Annotated in this window: 12 protein-coding genes and 2 pseudogenes; 4 read left to right on the top strand and 10 right to left on the bottom strand. The window is 58.4% G+C overall.

What is annotated here, in order from left to right; all coding sequences use genetic code 11:
* Positions 1 to 59 precede the first annotated feature (59 nt).
* From ABJ99_RS14745 to ABJ99_RS14725, 5 genes are all read right to left on the bottom strand, one after another.
* Positions 60 to 1,328 carry a phospholipase D-like domain-containing protein gene (locus ABJ99_RS14745; protein ID WP_054086423.1) on the bottom strand — a complete coding sequence of 423 codons (1,269 nt, stop codon included), beginning with the start codon at positions 1,326 to 1,328 and terminating at the stop codon, positions 60 to 62.
* A 63-nt stretch (positions 1,329 to 1,391) separates the two neighbouring features.
* Positions 1,392 to 2,042, bottom strand: a complete 651-nt coding sequence (locus tag ABJ99_RS14740) for a MotA/TolQ/ExbB proton channel family protein (protein WP_054086422.1) — start codon at positions 2,040 to 2,042, stop codon at positions 1,392 to 1,394.
* A 26-nt stretch (positions 2,043 to 2,068) separates the two neighbouring features.
* Positions 2,069 to 4,351, bottom strand: coding sequence for a TonB-dependent receptor (locus ABJ99_RS14735; protein ID WP_054086421.1), 2,283 nt, complete (start codon positions 4,349 to 4,351; stop codon positions 2,069 to 2,071).
* A 20-nt stretch (positions 4,352 to 4,371) separates the two neighbouring features.
* The gene (locus ABJ99_RS14730; protein WP_054086420.1) at positions 4,372 to 5,136 is read right to left on the bottom strand and encodes an energy transducer TonB family protein; all 765 of its coding nucleotides are present in this window, start codon (positions 5,134 to 5,136) and stop codon (positions 4,372 to 4,374) included.
* The gene (locus ABJ99_RS14725; protein WP_003380333.1) at positions 5,136 to 5,543 is read right to left on the bottom strand and encodes an ExbD/TolR family protein; all 408 of its coding nucleotides are present in this window, start codon (positions 5,541 to 5,543) and stop codon (positions 5,136 to 5,138) included. Before ABJ99_RS14725 ends, ABJ99_RS14730 begins: the two co-directional genes overlap by 1 nt.
* A gap of 200 nt (positions 5,544 to 5,743) precedes the next feature.
* Between ABJ99_RS14725 and ABJ99_RS14720 the strand changes: the two genes are divergently transcribed.
* The 3 genes from ABJ99_RS14720 (at position 5,744) to ycaC (ending at position 8,641) form a co-directional block, all read left to right on the top strand.
* A complete protein-coding gene (locus ABJ99_RS14720) occupies positions 5,744 to 6,307 on the top strand; it encodes a GNAT family N-acetyltransferase (RefSeq protein WP_054086419.1) in 564 nt (187 codons plus the stop codon).
* Complete coding sequence (locus tag ABJ99_RS14715) at positions 6,304 to 7,875, top strand: alkaline phosphatase D family protein (RefSeq protein WP_054086418.1); 1,572 nt, start codon at positions 6,304 to 6,306, stop codon at positions 7,873 to 7,875. Before ABJ99_RS14720 ends, ABJ99_RS14715 begins: the two co-directional genes overlap by 4 nt.
* Before the next feature lie 139 nt (positions 7,876 to 8,014).
* A complete protein-coding gene (gene ycaC, locus ABJ99_RS14710; protein ID WP_054086417.1) occupies positions 8,015 to 8,641 on the top strand; it encodes an isochorismate family cysteine hydrolase YcaC in 627 nt (208 codons plus the stop codon).
* Between the two features lie 52 nt (positions 8,642 to 8,693).
* Here the strand turns inward: ycaC and ABJ99_RS14705 are convergent, their stop codons facing one another.
* From ABJ99_RS14705 to ABJ99_RS29875, 4 genes and pseudogenes are all read right to left on the bottom strand, one after another.
* Positions 8,694 to 9,551, bottom strand: a complete 858-nt coding sequence (locus tag ABJ99_RS14705; RefSeq protein ID WP_054086416.1) for an SH3 domain-containing protein — start codon at positions 9,549 to 9,551, stop codon at positions 8,694 to 8,696.
* Positions 9,552 to 9,578: 27 nt separating this feature from the next.
* The gene (locus tag ABJ99_RS14700; RefSeq protein WP_054086415.1) at positions 9,579 to 10,847 is read right to left on the bottom strand and encodes a hypothetical protein; all 1,269 of its coding nucleotides are present in this window, start codon (positions 10,845 to 10,847) and stop codon (positions 9,579 to 9,581) included.
* A 168-nt stretch (positions 10,848 to 11,015) separates the two neighbouring features.
* Positions 11,016 to 11,450: pseudogene (locus ABJ99_RS29880) on the bottom strand (methyl-accepting chemotaxis protein); the annotation flags it as partial.
* A gap of 156 nt (positions 11,451 to 11,606) precedes the next feature.
* Positions 11,607 to 12,239 (bottom strand): annotated as a pseudogene (locus ABJ99_RS29875) (PAS domain-containing protein); the annotation flags it as partial.
* Between the two features lie 482 nt (positions 12,240 to 12,721).
* On the opposite strand from ABJ99_RS29875, the gene ABJ99_RS14690 reads away from it, so the two are divergent.
* Entirely contained in the window at positions 12,722 to 13,681 is a 960-nt protein-coding gene (locus ABJ99_RS14690) for a GDP-mannose 4,6-dehydratase (RefSeq protein WP_054086414.1), read from the top strand.
* Positions 13,682 to 13,757: 76 nt separating this feature from the next.
* Here the strand turns inward: ABJ99_RS14690 and gmd are convergent, their stop codons facing one another.
* Positions 13,758 to 14,804 (bottom strand): GDP-mannose 4,6-dehydratase, encoded by a 1,047-nt coding sequence (gmd, locus tag ABJ99_RS14685; RefSeq protein ID WP_054086413.1) that lies wholly within the window; start codon positions 14,802 to 14,804, stop codon positions 13,758 to 13,760.
* Positions 14,805 to 14,961: the final 157 nt, after the last annotated feature.

Genomic DNA, 14,961 nt, shown 5'->3' with positions numbered 1-14,961 from the left:
CAGCCTGCAGCAGGCTGGTGGGTAAAGGGCGTCATTGTGGCGGAATGAGGCGTGGGGGCCTAGTGGGAAGCTGCATTCAAACTTCCAGGATGCGGTTGCGGGTAGTCGCGATTGATGTCGATGGGCTGTGCATACGGCCCCTCCCAGAGTTGTGCATGCAACTGGCCGATGCGCGTGGCCATCTTACTGTCGTGCATCACGACTTCCAGGTTGCGTGAGTTGTCGAGGTAGCCGCCGAGCCAGTTGCTGGTACCGACCCAGGCGATCTGGTTATCAATTTCCATGGTTTTGCTGTGGATCACGCGTGCGTAAGGGATAAAGCCTTGAGCAGCCATCGGCAGTGTGACAATGCGCACCTGCACGTTAGGCATCAAGGCCAGACTTTTCAGGTAAGCGACTTCAGGCTTGCCGGTGTTCCAGTCTGAAACCATGAGTTTGATGGATACGCCGCGGGCGGCAGCGCTGCGCAGGGCGTTGTCGATTACCGCATAGTAAGGCCGGGCTTTATCAGGCCCATAGGCCAGGGGCGCGTAGTCCAGCAACTGGACACGAACCTCGCTTTTGGCTTGTGCCAGCAAACGCGGCAGTTCGATCTCTGAGTCGAGCACGCCTGGCGGGTTGTAGCGCTGCGGGCTGGCGACCAGATAATTGCCAGAGGGCGATGAGCCGCTGACAGGTGGCGCTAAAGAAACAGGAACCGGCACAGGTTTGCGGTCGGCGATGGCCGCCTGGGCAAGCCAGTCCTGATCGAACACAGCCTGCGTTTGGCGGACGACGGTGGGCTCGTCAATACGCAAACCGGTTTCGTGGATGTGTTCCAGTGAACGCCAATCGAAATTCTGACTGCCTATGAACGCCTGCCGGCCATCCACGACGAAAAACTTGGCGTGGATGATGCCGCTGCCGGTCAGCTTGGCATAAGGCAGCACCCGCAAGGTGAGGTTGGGGATTGCCCGCAAGCGTTCAAGGGTCTCTGGATCGGAAAGCTTCAGGCCCTTTTCTTCCAGCAGAAAGCGTATTTTTACCCCGCGCTGCCCCGCTGCGGTGAGGCTTTCAAGCACCTTGCCCATCACCGATCCTGGCTGATCTGCGACATAGAACTGTTCGATATCGATACGCTCGCGAGCCGCATCGAACAGCTCGCGCCAGACGTCGCCAGGCGCCCGCAGGTCAGGGGTTTTCAGGTCGGTCCCGACGGGTACGGTGTGCACCAGTTCGAAACCGGGTATGGCGAAATCCGCATGGGCGACCGGGCTGCCGAGCAGCAACGCGGCAAGCAGGCCGCGATAGCGCATGGACATCGAGCGAAACCAGATAGGGAGGTGCATGAGCGTCTCGTAGCGAAAACAGTCGGAAGCGGCGCACGTCAGAGACCTGCGCCGACGTGTCGATCATGCCGTGCGGAAATTGGGCTGGGGAATGGCGACCGGATGCGATATTTCATCCTGAACCCGCGCCCCGCTGGAAGCTCGGATCAGGAGGATCTTGAGTTGATCGTTGATGCGCTCAAGGCTGTCCTGGAAGTAGTTGTGAAAGACCACGCAGAACAACGCAATCGCAATACCCAGACCTGTCGCGAACAACGCCGTACCGATACCGGCAGAAATCTGCCCGGGGTCGGACACCCCGGCGCTGGCCAGGGCTTTGAAGGTATCGATGATGCCCAGAATGGTACCCAGCAATCCCAGCAAAGGCGCGGCCGTGGTGATGGTCTCGATCAGCCAGAGGCTACGGGACAATGGCGCGCGAGTGCTCAGGTACTGGGTTTCAATGACGTCATCCAGATCCCGGCGTGAACCGTGAGCATTTTTCTGCGCCAGCACCGGCAGAACCATTTCCAGCGGCAGGCTGGTGCGGCGTGTCAGCGTTTCCGGCAGGTCTTTTTCACTGTGTACCGAAGCATTGAGCGCCGCTTGCAGCGCACGCGACTGGCGACGTACGTAGGCAAAGTAGATGCCGCGTTCAATCGTGACGAAGATCGCGATGGCGATCGCGGCGTACATCACATAAAAGGTGATGTCGTGGAGCTGATTCATGTCCATGGCGCAGACCTCTGGTCAATGAAAGGTTAGAAATTGGCTTCCAGGGAAACCGTGACGGTACGCTCGACGCCGACGATATAGGCCGGGTCGCCATCGCGGAAACCGCTGTAACGGGCGGCGTTGGTCTTGGTGGTGTACACGCCGTCCAGGTATTCCTTGTCGAACAGGTTGTCGACGTTCAGGCGCAAGGTGGCGTCCTTGACGATTTTCTTGTCCACCGGCAGGTAGATACCGGCGCCCAGATTGAAGATGGTGCGCCCCGGAATGCTCTCGTCGTTGGTCAGGTCGCCATAGAGCTTGCTGGTGACCTTGCCGCCGAACGTGCCGTAATAACTGCCGTCGTCGTAGCCGATGTTGGCCGCCAGCATGTTCTTCGGCACGTTGGTGAACTGCTTGCCACTGGTGGGCAATTCGATGGCAGCGCCGTTGTTGAAGACGGTCAGGTCATCTTTCTGTTTGGCGCGGGTGTAGGTGTACGAGGTGTAATAGTTGAAATGGTTGGGCAGCAGACCGCTCCACTCCAGCTCCAGACCGCTGTTGTCCACTGCGCCGGCGTTGATATCGGCAAAGTCACCGTTGATATCCCGAGACGAGACTTGGCGATCCTTGAACTGCATATAGAACAGGGTGGCCGCCAGCGTCATGTCCTGATCGGTAAAGCGCCAGCCCAGTTCGTGGTTCCAGCTGGTTTCCGGTTTGCTGTCGATAGAGCCGGCACCCTGGTCATACAGTACGTAGTTCTGTGGCACGCGCATGTTGCGTGACAGGCTGTAGAACAGCTGGTCACGTTCATCCAACTGGTATTTGAGGCCTACGTTGGGCAGCAGCTTGTTATACGTCTGGTCACGCTCTTCCGGGCGCTCGGTGAGACTGCCGTGGTTGGTGCCTTCGCGCTTCACGTTCATGTAAGCCAGACCGCCAATCAGCGTCCAGTCCGGGGCGAAATACCAGGTGTCCTGAGCCCAGACTTTCTGTGCGGGCGTTACGGTATAGCGGTCCCGACCCTGGATCTCATTGCCGTTGGCATCGACCATATAATCGGAGTCTGGCCAAATACTTGCCGGCTTGCCGTTGCTCTTCAGGCGGATGAAAGGCTGGGTCTGCGACTGGCGCGCGCGCTCATACCAGTAGCCGACTTGCACGCTGTGCTCGTCGTTGACATCCCAGTTGAGCTTGGTGGTGATGCCCGGACGCCAGGTCTGGGTGCGCGAAGGCCGATAGTAAACGCCAGTGGTCGATGAACCGTCTGCGTTGTAAGCCGCTGCCGTCGGCAAGTTGCTCAGGTCGAATACGCCATTCTGATTCGAGCCGCGATTGAGCGCGTAAGACGAGCTGTTGACACCGCTGCCATTACCCCAGAAGTAGTAAGGGATGACCGACAGTGCCAGGTTGTCGGCCAGTTTGAATTGAGTATTGAGCACCCCGGTAAAGGTCTGGAAGGGGTTTTGCGCCAGCTCGTAATAGCTGGAGAGCTTGCCATTGCTGCCCAGTGCAGGCGTCGACGGATAAGGGTCGAACTTGCGCCCGCCCTGCTGGAACTGGCTCTTGGTAAGCTGGCTGTAACTGTTGTTGTCCTGTTCGTGGTACTTGAGAATCAGGTTGGCCGTATTACCCGAACCCATGTCGAAAAAGCTGTTCCATTCCACCTTGTCGGCACGTACCGCCCCATCACCGCGCCACTTCTGGCCTTCGGTGTGAGACATCGAAAGCCAGTTGCTCAGCCCGTTGATCTCGCCGGTGTTGAGCCGCGCGAAGGTCTTGTAAGTACCGTTGCTGCCCGCCACTTGCTTGACGAACGCGCCGGTTTCCTTGGTGGGCCGAATGGTCACAATGCCGATGTTGCCGCCGCTGGAACCGATGTGCGGGCCATCGCTTTCGGCAGAGCCTTGGGTGACGAATATCTGATCGATGTTTTCCGGGTCACCCAGCAGGTTGGAGTACAGCGCATAGTTGCCGGAGTCGTTGATCGGCATGCCGTCTACCGACATGCCGACCTGATCCGAGTTGAGCCCGCGCATGGTGAAGCGAAAGCCCGAAAGACCGGTGGCGTCTTCGCTGGAGATATTCAGGCCCGGGGTGTACTTGAGCTTGTCGATTGCGTTGCCGGTTGCGGTCTGTTTGTCGAGCGCCTCCTTGGTCACGGTGGAACGCGCCTTGATGCTTTCCTCCTGAACCATATAACCGCCACCGGCAGTCGCTTTGCCCTGTACGCCAATGGTGCCGACGTCACTCACACTCTGGTCAGCCATGACCATGCCGTGGCTCATGCCAGCGGCGACCAACGCAAGGTGAATCCTGGAAAGCTTCATCACTTTGTTCCTTGTCAGTGCTATTGCACGCTGTAGTTGAAGGTGGCGGTAAAGCGCTGTTCGTTACGCCCGCCGAATGCTTGTTCGGGAAACGGTTTGACTTGCTTGATGCGTCGCAGGCTGTTGGTAGCGGCCCGGTTGAGCAGCATGCTGGAGGCCTGGGTCTGAATACCGGAATCCAGCACGCGCCCTTGGCGATCTACCAGCAACCACACCACCACTTCGCCACTCGGGCGCTCCAGCGATGCCTGACGCCCGGTCGGGTATTGTTTGTAACCATCCAGCTCGTTGCGTAGCCCTTTGAGGTAGCCGCCCTCGAGACCTTGAGTGTCCGCTTTCGGCGGTGCCGGTGGTGCAGGCGGTGACGGCGGCGAGACCGGGGCGCTGGCTATCGGCTTGCTGGGGGCCTGAACCGGTTCGACGGGCTTGGCCACTGCCGGCTTGGGCAAAGGTTTGGGGCGCGGTTCGGGTTTCGGCTCCGGTTTAGGTTGCGGCTTGGGTTTGGGAACGGGCTTGGGAGGCGGTGGCGCAGGCTCGGCTTCTTCGCTCTCGATGACGGGCGGCGCAGGTGGCGGCTCTTCAGGTTGCACCGGAGGCGGCTCGGGTTGCGCCAAAGGCTCAGGCGCAGGCGGTTCGGGCTCGACCAGCGCCAGTTCCACAGCGGACTCATCGTAGACCGGCTCCATTTTCAGAGGCCGGGTTTGCACGCCGATCACGATTGCAATGAGCGCCACCAGCGCAGGCAAGCCGCCCAGCCACTGACGCATGCGAAACAGGGCATACATCAGGATTTACGCGTGGCAATGGAAACGGACGTGAAGCCACCCAGACGCAACGTGTCCATGATTTCGACCAGGCGTGCTACTTCTACACCCTTGTCGCTGTTCACGATGATGGTCGTTTTGGTGTCAGGTTTTTCCAGCGCCTTCAAGGCAGGCACCAAGGCGTCAACGGTGGTCGCCTTGCCATCAAGCTGCAATTCGCCGTTGAGCCCGAGGGTCAGGATCGATTTGTTCTGCGGCTTCAGTTGCTGAGAACTGCTGGCACTGGGTAACTGAGTCTTCATGCCCAGCGCCGGAATCACGTTCAGGCTGACCAGCACGAAAAACACCAACAGGAACATCATCACGTCGATCATCGGGATCAGTTCGATGTGCGCCTTGCGTTTTTTGGGTTCATCCCACGTTCTCATGCCCGCTTCTCCCTCTTGTTAGAGGCCGAGAATCTAGCAATCGAACATGACCGATCGGTTAGTTTTTCAAGACCGATACATGACTGTTACATGGTGTTTGTTCGCACATTACGTGGCACTTAAATGTTTCTTGCGCCTGTCACGCAAATGCCATCACAACGCGGCAGCGTTTGAGCATTTAACTCGATGGATAACCTGCGATGTGTCCCGAGCTGCCCCGTATCCGAACTTCACGCCTTCTGCTTGCCGCCTTGCAGCCGGAACAGGCGGCGACTTTGTCGCGTCTGGCCGACGAGCCCACGATTGCGGCCATGACCTCTACGCTGCCCAGCCCCTATACGCTGGAGCATGCAAAGACATTCATCGCTGAAATACCCGAACATTTCGCCGCCGGCCGAACCTTGAGCCTCGGCGTTCATATAAAAGAAACCAGTGAGCTGACAGGGGTCATTTCGCTACGTTTCGCGACCTCGCATCACAGCGCCAACCTGGGTTACTGGACCGGTGCTGATTACCGAAACAAGGGATACGCCAGTGAAGCGGTGCATGGGTTGCTGACGTATGGTTTCAATAACATGCACCTCAACCGCATCGCAGGCCAGTGCTTCAGCGACAACGTGGCCAGCGCCAAGGTGCTGGAGAAGTGCGGGTTGTTGTACGAGGGCTGTATGAAAGAGGCATTCATGAAGAACGGTGTTTTCAAGGACATGTTGCTGTTCGGGTTGTTGCGCACGCAGTACGAAGCGTCGGAGGCTGCGTCATGACTGATTTCAATCCGGACCGTCGCCGCATCATTACCGGCGTGGCCGGGGGCACGCTGCTGTCGATCCTCAGCCCGTTTGCCCGCAGTGCGGGGATCGACTATCCGTTCACGCTGGGCGTAGCGTCCGGCGATCCGTTGCCTGACGGTTTTGTGATCTGGACACGCCTTGCTCCCCAGGTGATCACCCCGACGGGCGATGGCGGCTTGAGCAAACCCGTCGAGGTACGCTGGAAAATCGCCAGCGACGCAGGCATGACACGCATCGTGCGCTCGGGCCAAGCCACCGCCCAGTCACGCTTTGCGCATTCGGTGCACGTTGAAGTGAGCGGTTTGCAGCCGGGGCGCCCCTATTGGTATCAGTTCGAAAGCCTGGGCGCGCAAAGCCCGACGGGGCAGGCCTGTACGGCACCACCCACGACGTCCATGGCCGCAGCGCGATTGGGCTTTGTATCGTGTTCGCATTGGGAAGCCGGGTATTTCAGCGCCTATCGGCACCTGGCTGCGGAGCGGCCGGACCTGGTGTTCTATCTCGGTGACTACATCTATGAAGCGAACGTTTCTCCCGCAAATACCCAGTTCCCACGCCGCCATGCCACATCAGACCCGATGGACCTGGCTGGCTATCGCAACCGCTACGCGCAGTACAAGACCGACCCGGACCTGCAAGCCCTGCATGCCTGCGCGCCGAGCCTTGTCACCTGGGACGATCACGAAGTGCAGAATGACTACGCCGCGCAGTGGTCCCAAGACCCCAACGTTCCGGTAGAAAGCTTTCTGCGTCGCAGAGCCGCCGCTTATCAGGCGTTTTACGAGCACATGCCGTTGCGGGCAAGCAGCTTGCCCAAAGGAGCGGACATGCGCATTTACCGCCATCTGGATTACGGCCGCCTGGCACGCTTCCATGTGCTGGACGGTCGGCAATACCGCTCCGAACAAGCCTGCGTCCCGGCCAATGGCAGCCACAGGGGCTACGTCGCACACAGCGACTGCCCGGACCTCGCCGACCAGAAGCGCACCATGCTCGGCTGGGAACAGGAAGCCTGGCTGGATCGCAGCTTTGCTCAATCGCCGGGGCAGTGGAATGTCATCGCCCAGGATTTGCTGGTCGCGCCGCTGAAACAGCGCGATCTTAAAACTCAGGAACTGGGCCGCTGGACCGATGGCTGGGACGGCTACATGACCACCCGCGAGCGCATGTTGCGGTCATTACAACGCCATCAAACCCGTAACCCGGTGTTCTGGGGTGGCGATATCCATTCGTTCTGGACCACCGACCTGCATGCCGATGCGAATAACCCTGACTCCGACGTCATCGCCACGGAGTTCGTCGGCACGTCGGTAACATCCGGCGGACCACCGTTTGAGGCCTTCAGCAGCATTCTCGGGCTCAATCCGCACGTAAAGTTTTTCGACAGCCGCCAGCGTGGCTATGTCTCTGTCGATCTGAGCGAAAAACAAATGCTGACCCGTTTTCAGGTGGTTTCGAACGTGCTGGACCCAGCGGCCAGTGTGTCGACGCTCAAACGTTTCGTAGTGGAGGCGGGAAAGGCTGGGGCAGTTGTCGGTTAATCGAAGCGCTGAAAAATCATTGTCCACTGTGGAGAGACAGTCAAACCCGCTTCAGGCGCTTTTTCCCTTTCCGGTGAGTTATTAATCTGAGCCCATGTTGCACGCCAGACCTCACCTACCCAACCGAAAGGACTTGATCATGACCAACACTACCTACAACCGCCTGAACAAAGATGACGCCATCGTTCTGCTGATCGATCACCAGACAGGCCTGATCTCGCTGGTGCAGGATTTCTCGCCAAACGAGTTCAAGAACAACGTGCTGGCCTTGGCTGACCTGGCAAAGTTCTTCGAATTGCCGACCATCCTCACCACCAGCTTCGAAAAGGGCCCCAATGGCCCGCTGGTTCCGGAGCTCAAGGCAATGTTTCCTGATGCGCCGTACGTTGCCCGTCCGGGCCAGATCAATGCCTGGGATAACGAAGATTTTGTAAAGGCGATCAAGGCGACCGGCCGCAAGCAGTTGATCATTGCCGGGGTAGTGACCGACGTGTGCGTGACCTTTCCGACGCTGTCGGCTCTGGCTGAAGGTTTTGAGGTGTTCGTGGTCACCGATGCGTCCGGCACCTTCAACACCACGGTTCAACAAGCCGCGTGGTCGCGCATGACGCAGGCAGGTGCGCAACTGATGAACTGGTTTTCGGTGGCCTGTGAGCTGCAGGGTGACTGGCGCAACGATATCGAAGGCTTGGGCAACCTGCTTTCCGAGCGCATCCCGAACTACCGCAACCTGATGAACAGCTATTCGGCACTGACCGCCAACTGAGTCACAGCGAAGCAAATGAAGCCTGTATTCACAGGCTTCATGCGACCGCCCCTCAAATCAACTCCCACGTATCGTTGGCCTGCCTGCAGAAGGTATTTTCCTGTTTCTCGCCGCCACCCTGGGTTTCCACGCTGACAGCAACCGGGCGACAGGTGGTCTCGGCCGCCGTTTTACTGGACGGCAGGGTCGAAATAGAGCCCAGGTCGAATGCTTCGGTCTCTTTGCTGGCTGACACGTTCATCTCATCGAACCTGACCGCGGACCGCCGCTTTCTGGCATCGGCATCGGACTGCGTCATCACGTAGTCCTTGTGCACGTAGCCGACCGTTACACCTTTGCGCCCGACCAGAATCCAGTCCCCTGTAGAGCCCACAGCGGTGAACTGGGTATTGCCCGGCAGGCTGCCCACTTTGCCAGCGCTCATGTCGGGAGCTGAACGCACATTCAGACCGGAGCGGGTGACGTAAGGCTGGTTGATCAGTTTCATCGACGGCACGGCCTGAATATGGGGCGTGCGTTTGACGTCGATGGTCCGGGTTGCTGTGTATGCCGGGCCTGGCGTGATCCGTGCGCTGGCGTTGGAATGATCGGAACGCCAAAGGGTTGTCGGTTGCGCGACAGGGGTAGCGGGCTGGTTCAGAACTTCCTGAGTGCGCAGCGCCAGTGCCTGTTTATCCTGATCATCCAGCCGCTGACCGATACGGTTGCCGATGTAACCGCCAACGCCTGCAACGACCAGCGCTGCGGCGATCTTGCCGTTGCCCTTGCCCATCGTTGCACCGACCGCCAGACCGGCAATGCCGCCGATCACCGTACCCGCTTGCTCCTTGCTGATGCCCATCTGCGCGCATCCGGTGACTGAAGTGGCGACCGTTATCGCCAGAACTGATGCAACGAATTTCTTGCGCACTGGATTTTGCTCCCTTTTAAAAACGGCTCACTCCGCGTTGAGCAGAGGCTTGGTCAGGTTGTACAACATGGCTTCTGCAGACATCGCCCAATGAAAGACACCGGCCATCAAGGTCGGGCCTGTCTCGATGCTCTTGAACGCCGTGCGATAGCCTGGCGATTGAATGATTGCGTTGCCAGCCAGCAGCGGAACCACCACGATCAAGGCAATCGCCATGATTCTGAGGGCCCGAATTCTGTTCTGAATGAAGGCGCGGCGCTCGATGGTCGACAGCAGCAGGCCGACGATATTGAGGGCCCCCATGAAAAGACCGCTCAGCAACGACCAAGGCACGAACCACATGTTTTTCAGGACACTCAGGCTTTGTTCGCCATGCACGTCGGTACTTGCCACGTCGCTGGCCATATTGCCGGCGATGCCGTTGAGGTAGGCGTTGAACTGAACGCGGGTCGCGAGCAGGTCCATACCCTCGACATAGCGCGGGCCAAGCATCTGCCGCGCCATATGGCGGACCTCAAGGGTGTTGGCCATTGCTTGCCGGGTGCGAAGGCCTGAAGGCATCGCCAGCGCATAGTCTTGCGCACTTGGCCGGGCCTGCGCTTCAGCGGCGTTTGGGGATACAGCCAGCGGCCTGCGCTTGTTGCCCGGTACACCGGAGCGCCGCAAAGCCTCTACTCGTGCGTACTCACGGGCGATATCGTCAAAGGCCGGGATGAATTCCGTTTGCAAACGCTCATAAAGCACATCGGCGTTGCGCCGGGTGTAACCCTTGAAGACGGCCTGGGCGAACCCCTGGAAATTGCGGTCGATCTGCTCGACATACGAACCCTGGACACTCATGAGTACGCCGAGGTTGGCGATGAAGGCTTTGCCCTCGCCCTTGTCTCGATACGCCTGATAAGGAATGCCGGGGATCTGCAATGAATCGTAAAGCAGACCTTTTTTCGTCACATAGGCGTACAGGCTGTAAACCCGCAGATCCGACGGAAACTCTTCGGCAATGACGTCCGGAACCACACCCTGAACCCACCAGGTCGCCGGGGCCAGAATGACGGTGCTCAGCAGAATGGAACGCATGAGGTGTTGCTGATGCCCCCATTTACCATGAGCCCAGATGCAGAAGCGCCAAGCCAGCAGACACACGCTGATCGCCGCCAGGCTCTGGCCGTATATTTCAAGCGTCTGCAGGCTCTTCAGAGGGATGTCAGCGCCCGCTTTATTCAATAACTCCGCATTGAACAGCAAGCCGCCTAAAAGGCAAAAAACGTTGAGAACAGCGAGTACAGCAAACAGCATCCAACCGGTCCTTGTCAGAGAGGAGCCAGCGATTCAGGGCACCTTGGGGCGCTGTGATCACTGACCATCCAATCCGGCATTTTGCCTGCCGTCCAGAAATGATGCCAGAGCTATCAGGTGTCGCCAGTCACCACTGCAGCGCGACACCTGAAGTCGTCAGATCGGGCGTTACCTGAGCTGATTGGCAAACCGGCCGACAGCACCCACCACCTGCTTGGCACCTTCCTGAATTTCAACGATCACCGCGCCCGCCTCGTTAGCCAGCACCAGACCCTGCTCAGCCTGGGTGCGACTGTTGGCCATGCCGCGCACCGCCTCATCGGCCAGCGCCTGATTCTGCTGCACGACGTTGACGATCTCCTCGGTCGCCGCGCTGGTTCGACCTGCCAACTGACGAACCTCGTCAGCCACCACGGCAAAGCCCCTGCCCTGTTCGCCAGCCCGAGCCGCCTCAATGGCAGCGTTGAGCGCCAGCAGGTTGGTCTGCTGAGCGATACCGCCGATGGTTTGCACGATGGAATTGATCAACAACGACTGCTTGCCCAACGCTTCGATCCCGGACGCAGCCGACTGCATCTCTTGAGAAATCTTGCGCATGGTCTCGACCGTGTTCTGCACAACATTGGCGCCGCGCTGGGCGCTGATGTCAGTCTGCTGAGATATCTCGAAGGCCACGCTGGCGGCCTGGCTGACTTCATCTTCGCGGGCCACCTGATCGGTTACCAGCGTGGCGAATTTGACGACTTTATAGAGATTGCCCTGAGCGTCGTGGACCGGGTTATAGGTCGCTTCCAGCCAGACCTCACGGCCACTGCTGTCGATACGCTTGAACCGGCCGGCGACAAACTCGCCACGGTTGAGCGTCGCCCAGAAATCCCGATACGGAGCCTGCGACGTTTCCTGCGGATCGCAGAACATACTGTGATGCTTGCCTTTGATCTGCGCCAGGTTGTACCCCATACCGCGCAGGAACTGCTCGTTTGCCGTCAGGACATGCCCGCTCAGGTCGAACTCGATGACCGCACTCGAGCGCAGCAATGCCTGAATGAAGGCGGAGTTCTCGGCAGCGGTCTCGACGGTCTGGGTGATATCTGATCCGTAGCACTGCAGATGCGCCAGCTTGCCCTGCTCATCCAGAACCGGCTGCCACATCGCGCGAATCCAGACCAGGCTACCGTCGGCATGCAGAAAACGGTATCTGTCGATGACCGACTCGCCGTTCTGCACCGAGGACTTGAGGTCACGGTAGCAACTGAGCTGTCGGACGTAGCTCGGGATCAGCTGGTCCAGGTCACGACCCAGTAGCTGCTCGAGTGTGTAGCCCAGCGCCTGCAGGAAATTGTCGTTGGCGTGGGAAATACGATTGCCGGCATCCAGGGTCAGCGACAGCATCCGCGCGTCGATCCCTTTCTGCATTTGCCGGTACATGGATAACTCGGCCTGCTGTGCCTGTAATTCCTTTTTCAAGCGAGTATTGAACATGGCTGCACCGATGGTGGGGTTGTAAGCGTATATCGGCATCAGCGTAGACGCAGTGGAGGCATTTCGTCGGAATATGACGGGTGAAATTTAATTTTTTTGCGAAATGCAGACTGAAGCCCCGAAAACGTCGAATGCGCTAGGCTTGCGATTGAAACCCTGCACACGTGGCGGATGTCAATGTGCAGCAGGCCTGGCCTATCGCGTCGAAAGTGTCTGTTAAGCTCCGCTGCCTGGGGTCTGTTCCCGTTTCATCGCGGCCGCGTCGGAGTCTGTTGNGCCTGGCCTGGCCTGGCCTGGCCTGGCCTGGCCTGGCCTGGCGAGATTTGGCCCAGCAACGCGGCTCGCGATGAAACCGGAACAGCCCCTAAAACACGATCACTGAGGAAGCCCTGATGCAACGCATTCTGATCACTGGTGCCAACGGGTTCGTTGGCCAGATGCTGTGCAGCATGCTGCGACAAGCCGGGCATCATGTCACTGCATTGATCGGCGCCAAGTCCGCCATCTCATCGCATGCCAACGAGTTTTTGCGTTGTGATATTCGCGATGCTGTTGGCCTGGAGAACGCACTGTCGCGAACCGCCCCTACTCACGTGGTGCATCTGGCGGCCATTACGCATGTTCCTACCAGCTTCAAAGACCCTGTCCTGACTTGGCAAACCAACGTCATGGGCAGCGTGAACCTGCTGCAGGCAGTGCAGCGATGTGCGCCGCAGGCGTTTGTTTTATTTGTAAGCTCATCGGAAGTATACGGCGAGGCATTCAAGCAAGGTCATGCGCTTGACGAACACAGTGTGTGCAAACCCATGAACCCCTACGCTGCCAGTAAACTTGCCGCCGAAAAAGCCGTCGACGAGCATTTTCGTCAGGGTCACAAAGGTATTGTCGTGCGCCCGTTCAATCATATCGGTGCCAGACAATCACCTGATTTCGCAACGGCCTCGTTCGCGCGGCAGATCGCTTTGATCGAGGCGGGAAAGCAGCCTGCGCAACTGAAAGTCGGCAACCTGAAAGCAGCGCGAGACTTTCTCGATGTGCAGGACGTGTGCGATGCCTACATTACCCTGCTGAAACTGGCTGACCGTCAGGACGATGTTCCAAGGTGCCTGAATATATGCAGCGGCGAGCCCACCAGCATCGAGACGATACTCAATCGTCTGATAGCACTGAGCTCACGCACCATCGAAGTGACCGTCGACCCGGAGCGCATGCGTCCTTCGGACATTCCCAGCGCGTATGGCGACAACGCTGCCATACAACGCGCTGCGGGCTGGAAGCCGACGATCCCGTTGAACGACACGCTGACAACCTTGCTCGATTACTGGCGCAGCGAAGTGGCTTCAACGACGTGAATCAGCAGGTATTCAGGCAAGGCGGCATGCTCGATGACGCCTTGAAACGCCTTTCATGCTGCACGCAGCAGCCCTATCAGAACGAGCTGCCTTTCTGATTCCGCTTCAGATCTGCGTCAACCATCAGCCGGCAAAGCTCCTCAAGTCCGGTTTTGGCCTCCCATCCGAGCACGTTTCTGGCTTTTTCGGGGTTGCCGATAAGCAACTCGACCTCAGAGGGGCGATAGAACTTCGGATTGACCTGCACGAGAGTCTTGCCCGTGTTCACGTCAACGCCTTTTTCGTTTTCTGCACTGCCCACCCACTCAAGGCTTATGTCGACCGCCTTGAACGCCATGGATACAAAATCACGAACCGTTTCGGATCGGTTGGTGGCCAGAACGAATGAGTCAGGCTCCTTGGCTTGCAGCATGCGCCACATGCCTTCAACGTACTCCTTGGCAAATCCCCAGTCACGTCTGGCGTCCAGATTGCCCAACTCCAGCAGCTGCGGCATGCCCAGTGAAATACGAGCGGCTGCGTCGGTGATCTTGCGCGTGACGAACTCTTTGCCACGCAGTGGCGATTCGTGATTGAAGAGAATGCCGCTGGCGCCAAAGATGCCATAAGACTCCCGATAATTGATCGTCATCCAGTGCGCGTACAGCTTGGCGACACCGTAGGGGCTGCGCGGATAGAACGATGTGGTTTCGACCTGCGGCACCTCCTGCACCTTGCCAAACATTTCAGAGGTGGAGGCCTGATAAAAACGTATCCCGGGATCTACGATACGTATCGCCTCAAGCAGATTGACGGCACCCAGCCCCGTGATCTCGGCGGTTGTGATCGGTTGATCGAAGGAAACACCCACAAAACTCAGGGCCGCCAGATTGTAAATCTGAGTGGGCTGGGCTTTTTGCAACAGTCGAATGCTGGCGCTCAGATCGGTCAGATCATGCTCGACCAGATGCAGATTCGGGTGTTGGGCGACGCCAAGTTCTTCAAGGCGCCAGAAGTTGACGGAGCTGGTACGGCGATAAGTACCGTAGACCTTGTAACCTTTTTCCAGCAGAAGCTGCGTAAGGTATGCGCCGTCCTGGCCCGTGATGCCAGTGATGATTACGGATTCTGTGGGTGCATTCATTGATATCGGTTCCGGTCTGGAGCTGGCTCGGTCTGCATTTCCCGCGCGGCATTGGATTCAGGCTTTCGGCGCGCTGGCTTCGAAGGCAAACCACACGTTCGAGTCGAGGCACATCACCACTATAGATGGTAAATCGAATGTCCAGCGTAGGCTAAAA

Source organism: Pseudomonas syringae pv. cilantro, from assembly GCF_001293775.1.
In the GTDB taxonomy this organism is placed as follows: Bacteria; Pseudomonadota; Gammaproteobacteria; order Pseudomonadales; family Pseudomonadaceae; genus Aquipseudomonas; species Aquipseudomonas syringae_P.
This window is presented reverse-complemented; position numbering and strand designations above follow the sequence as displayed.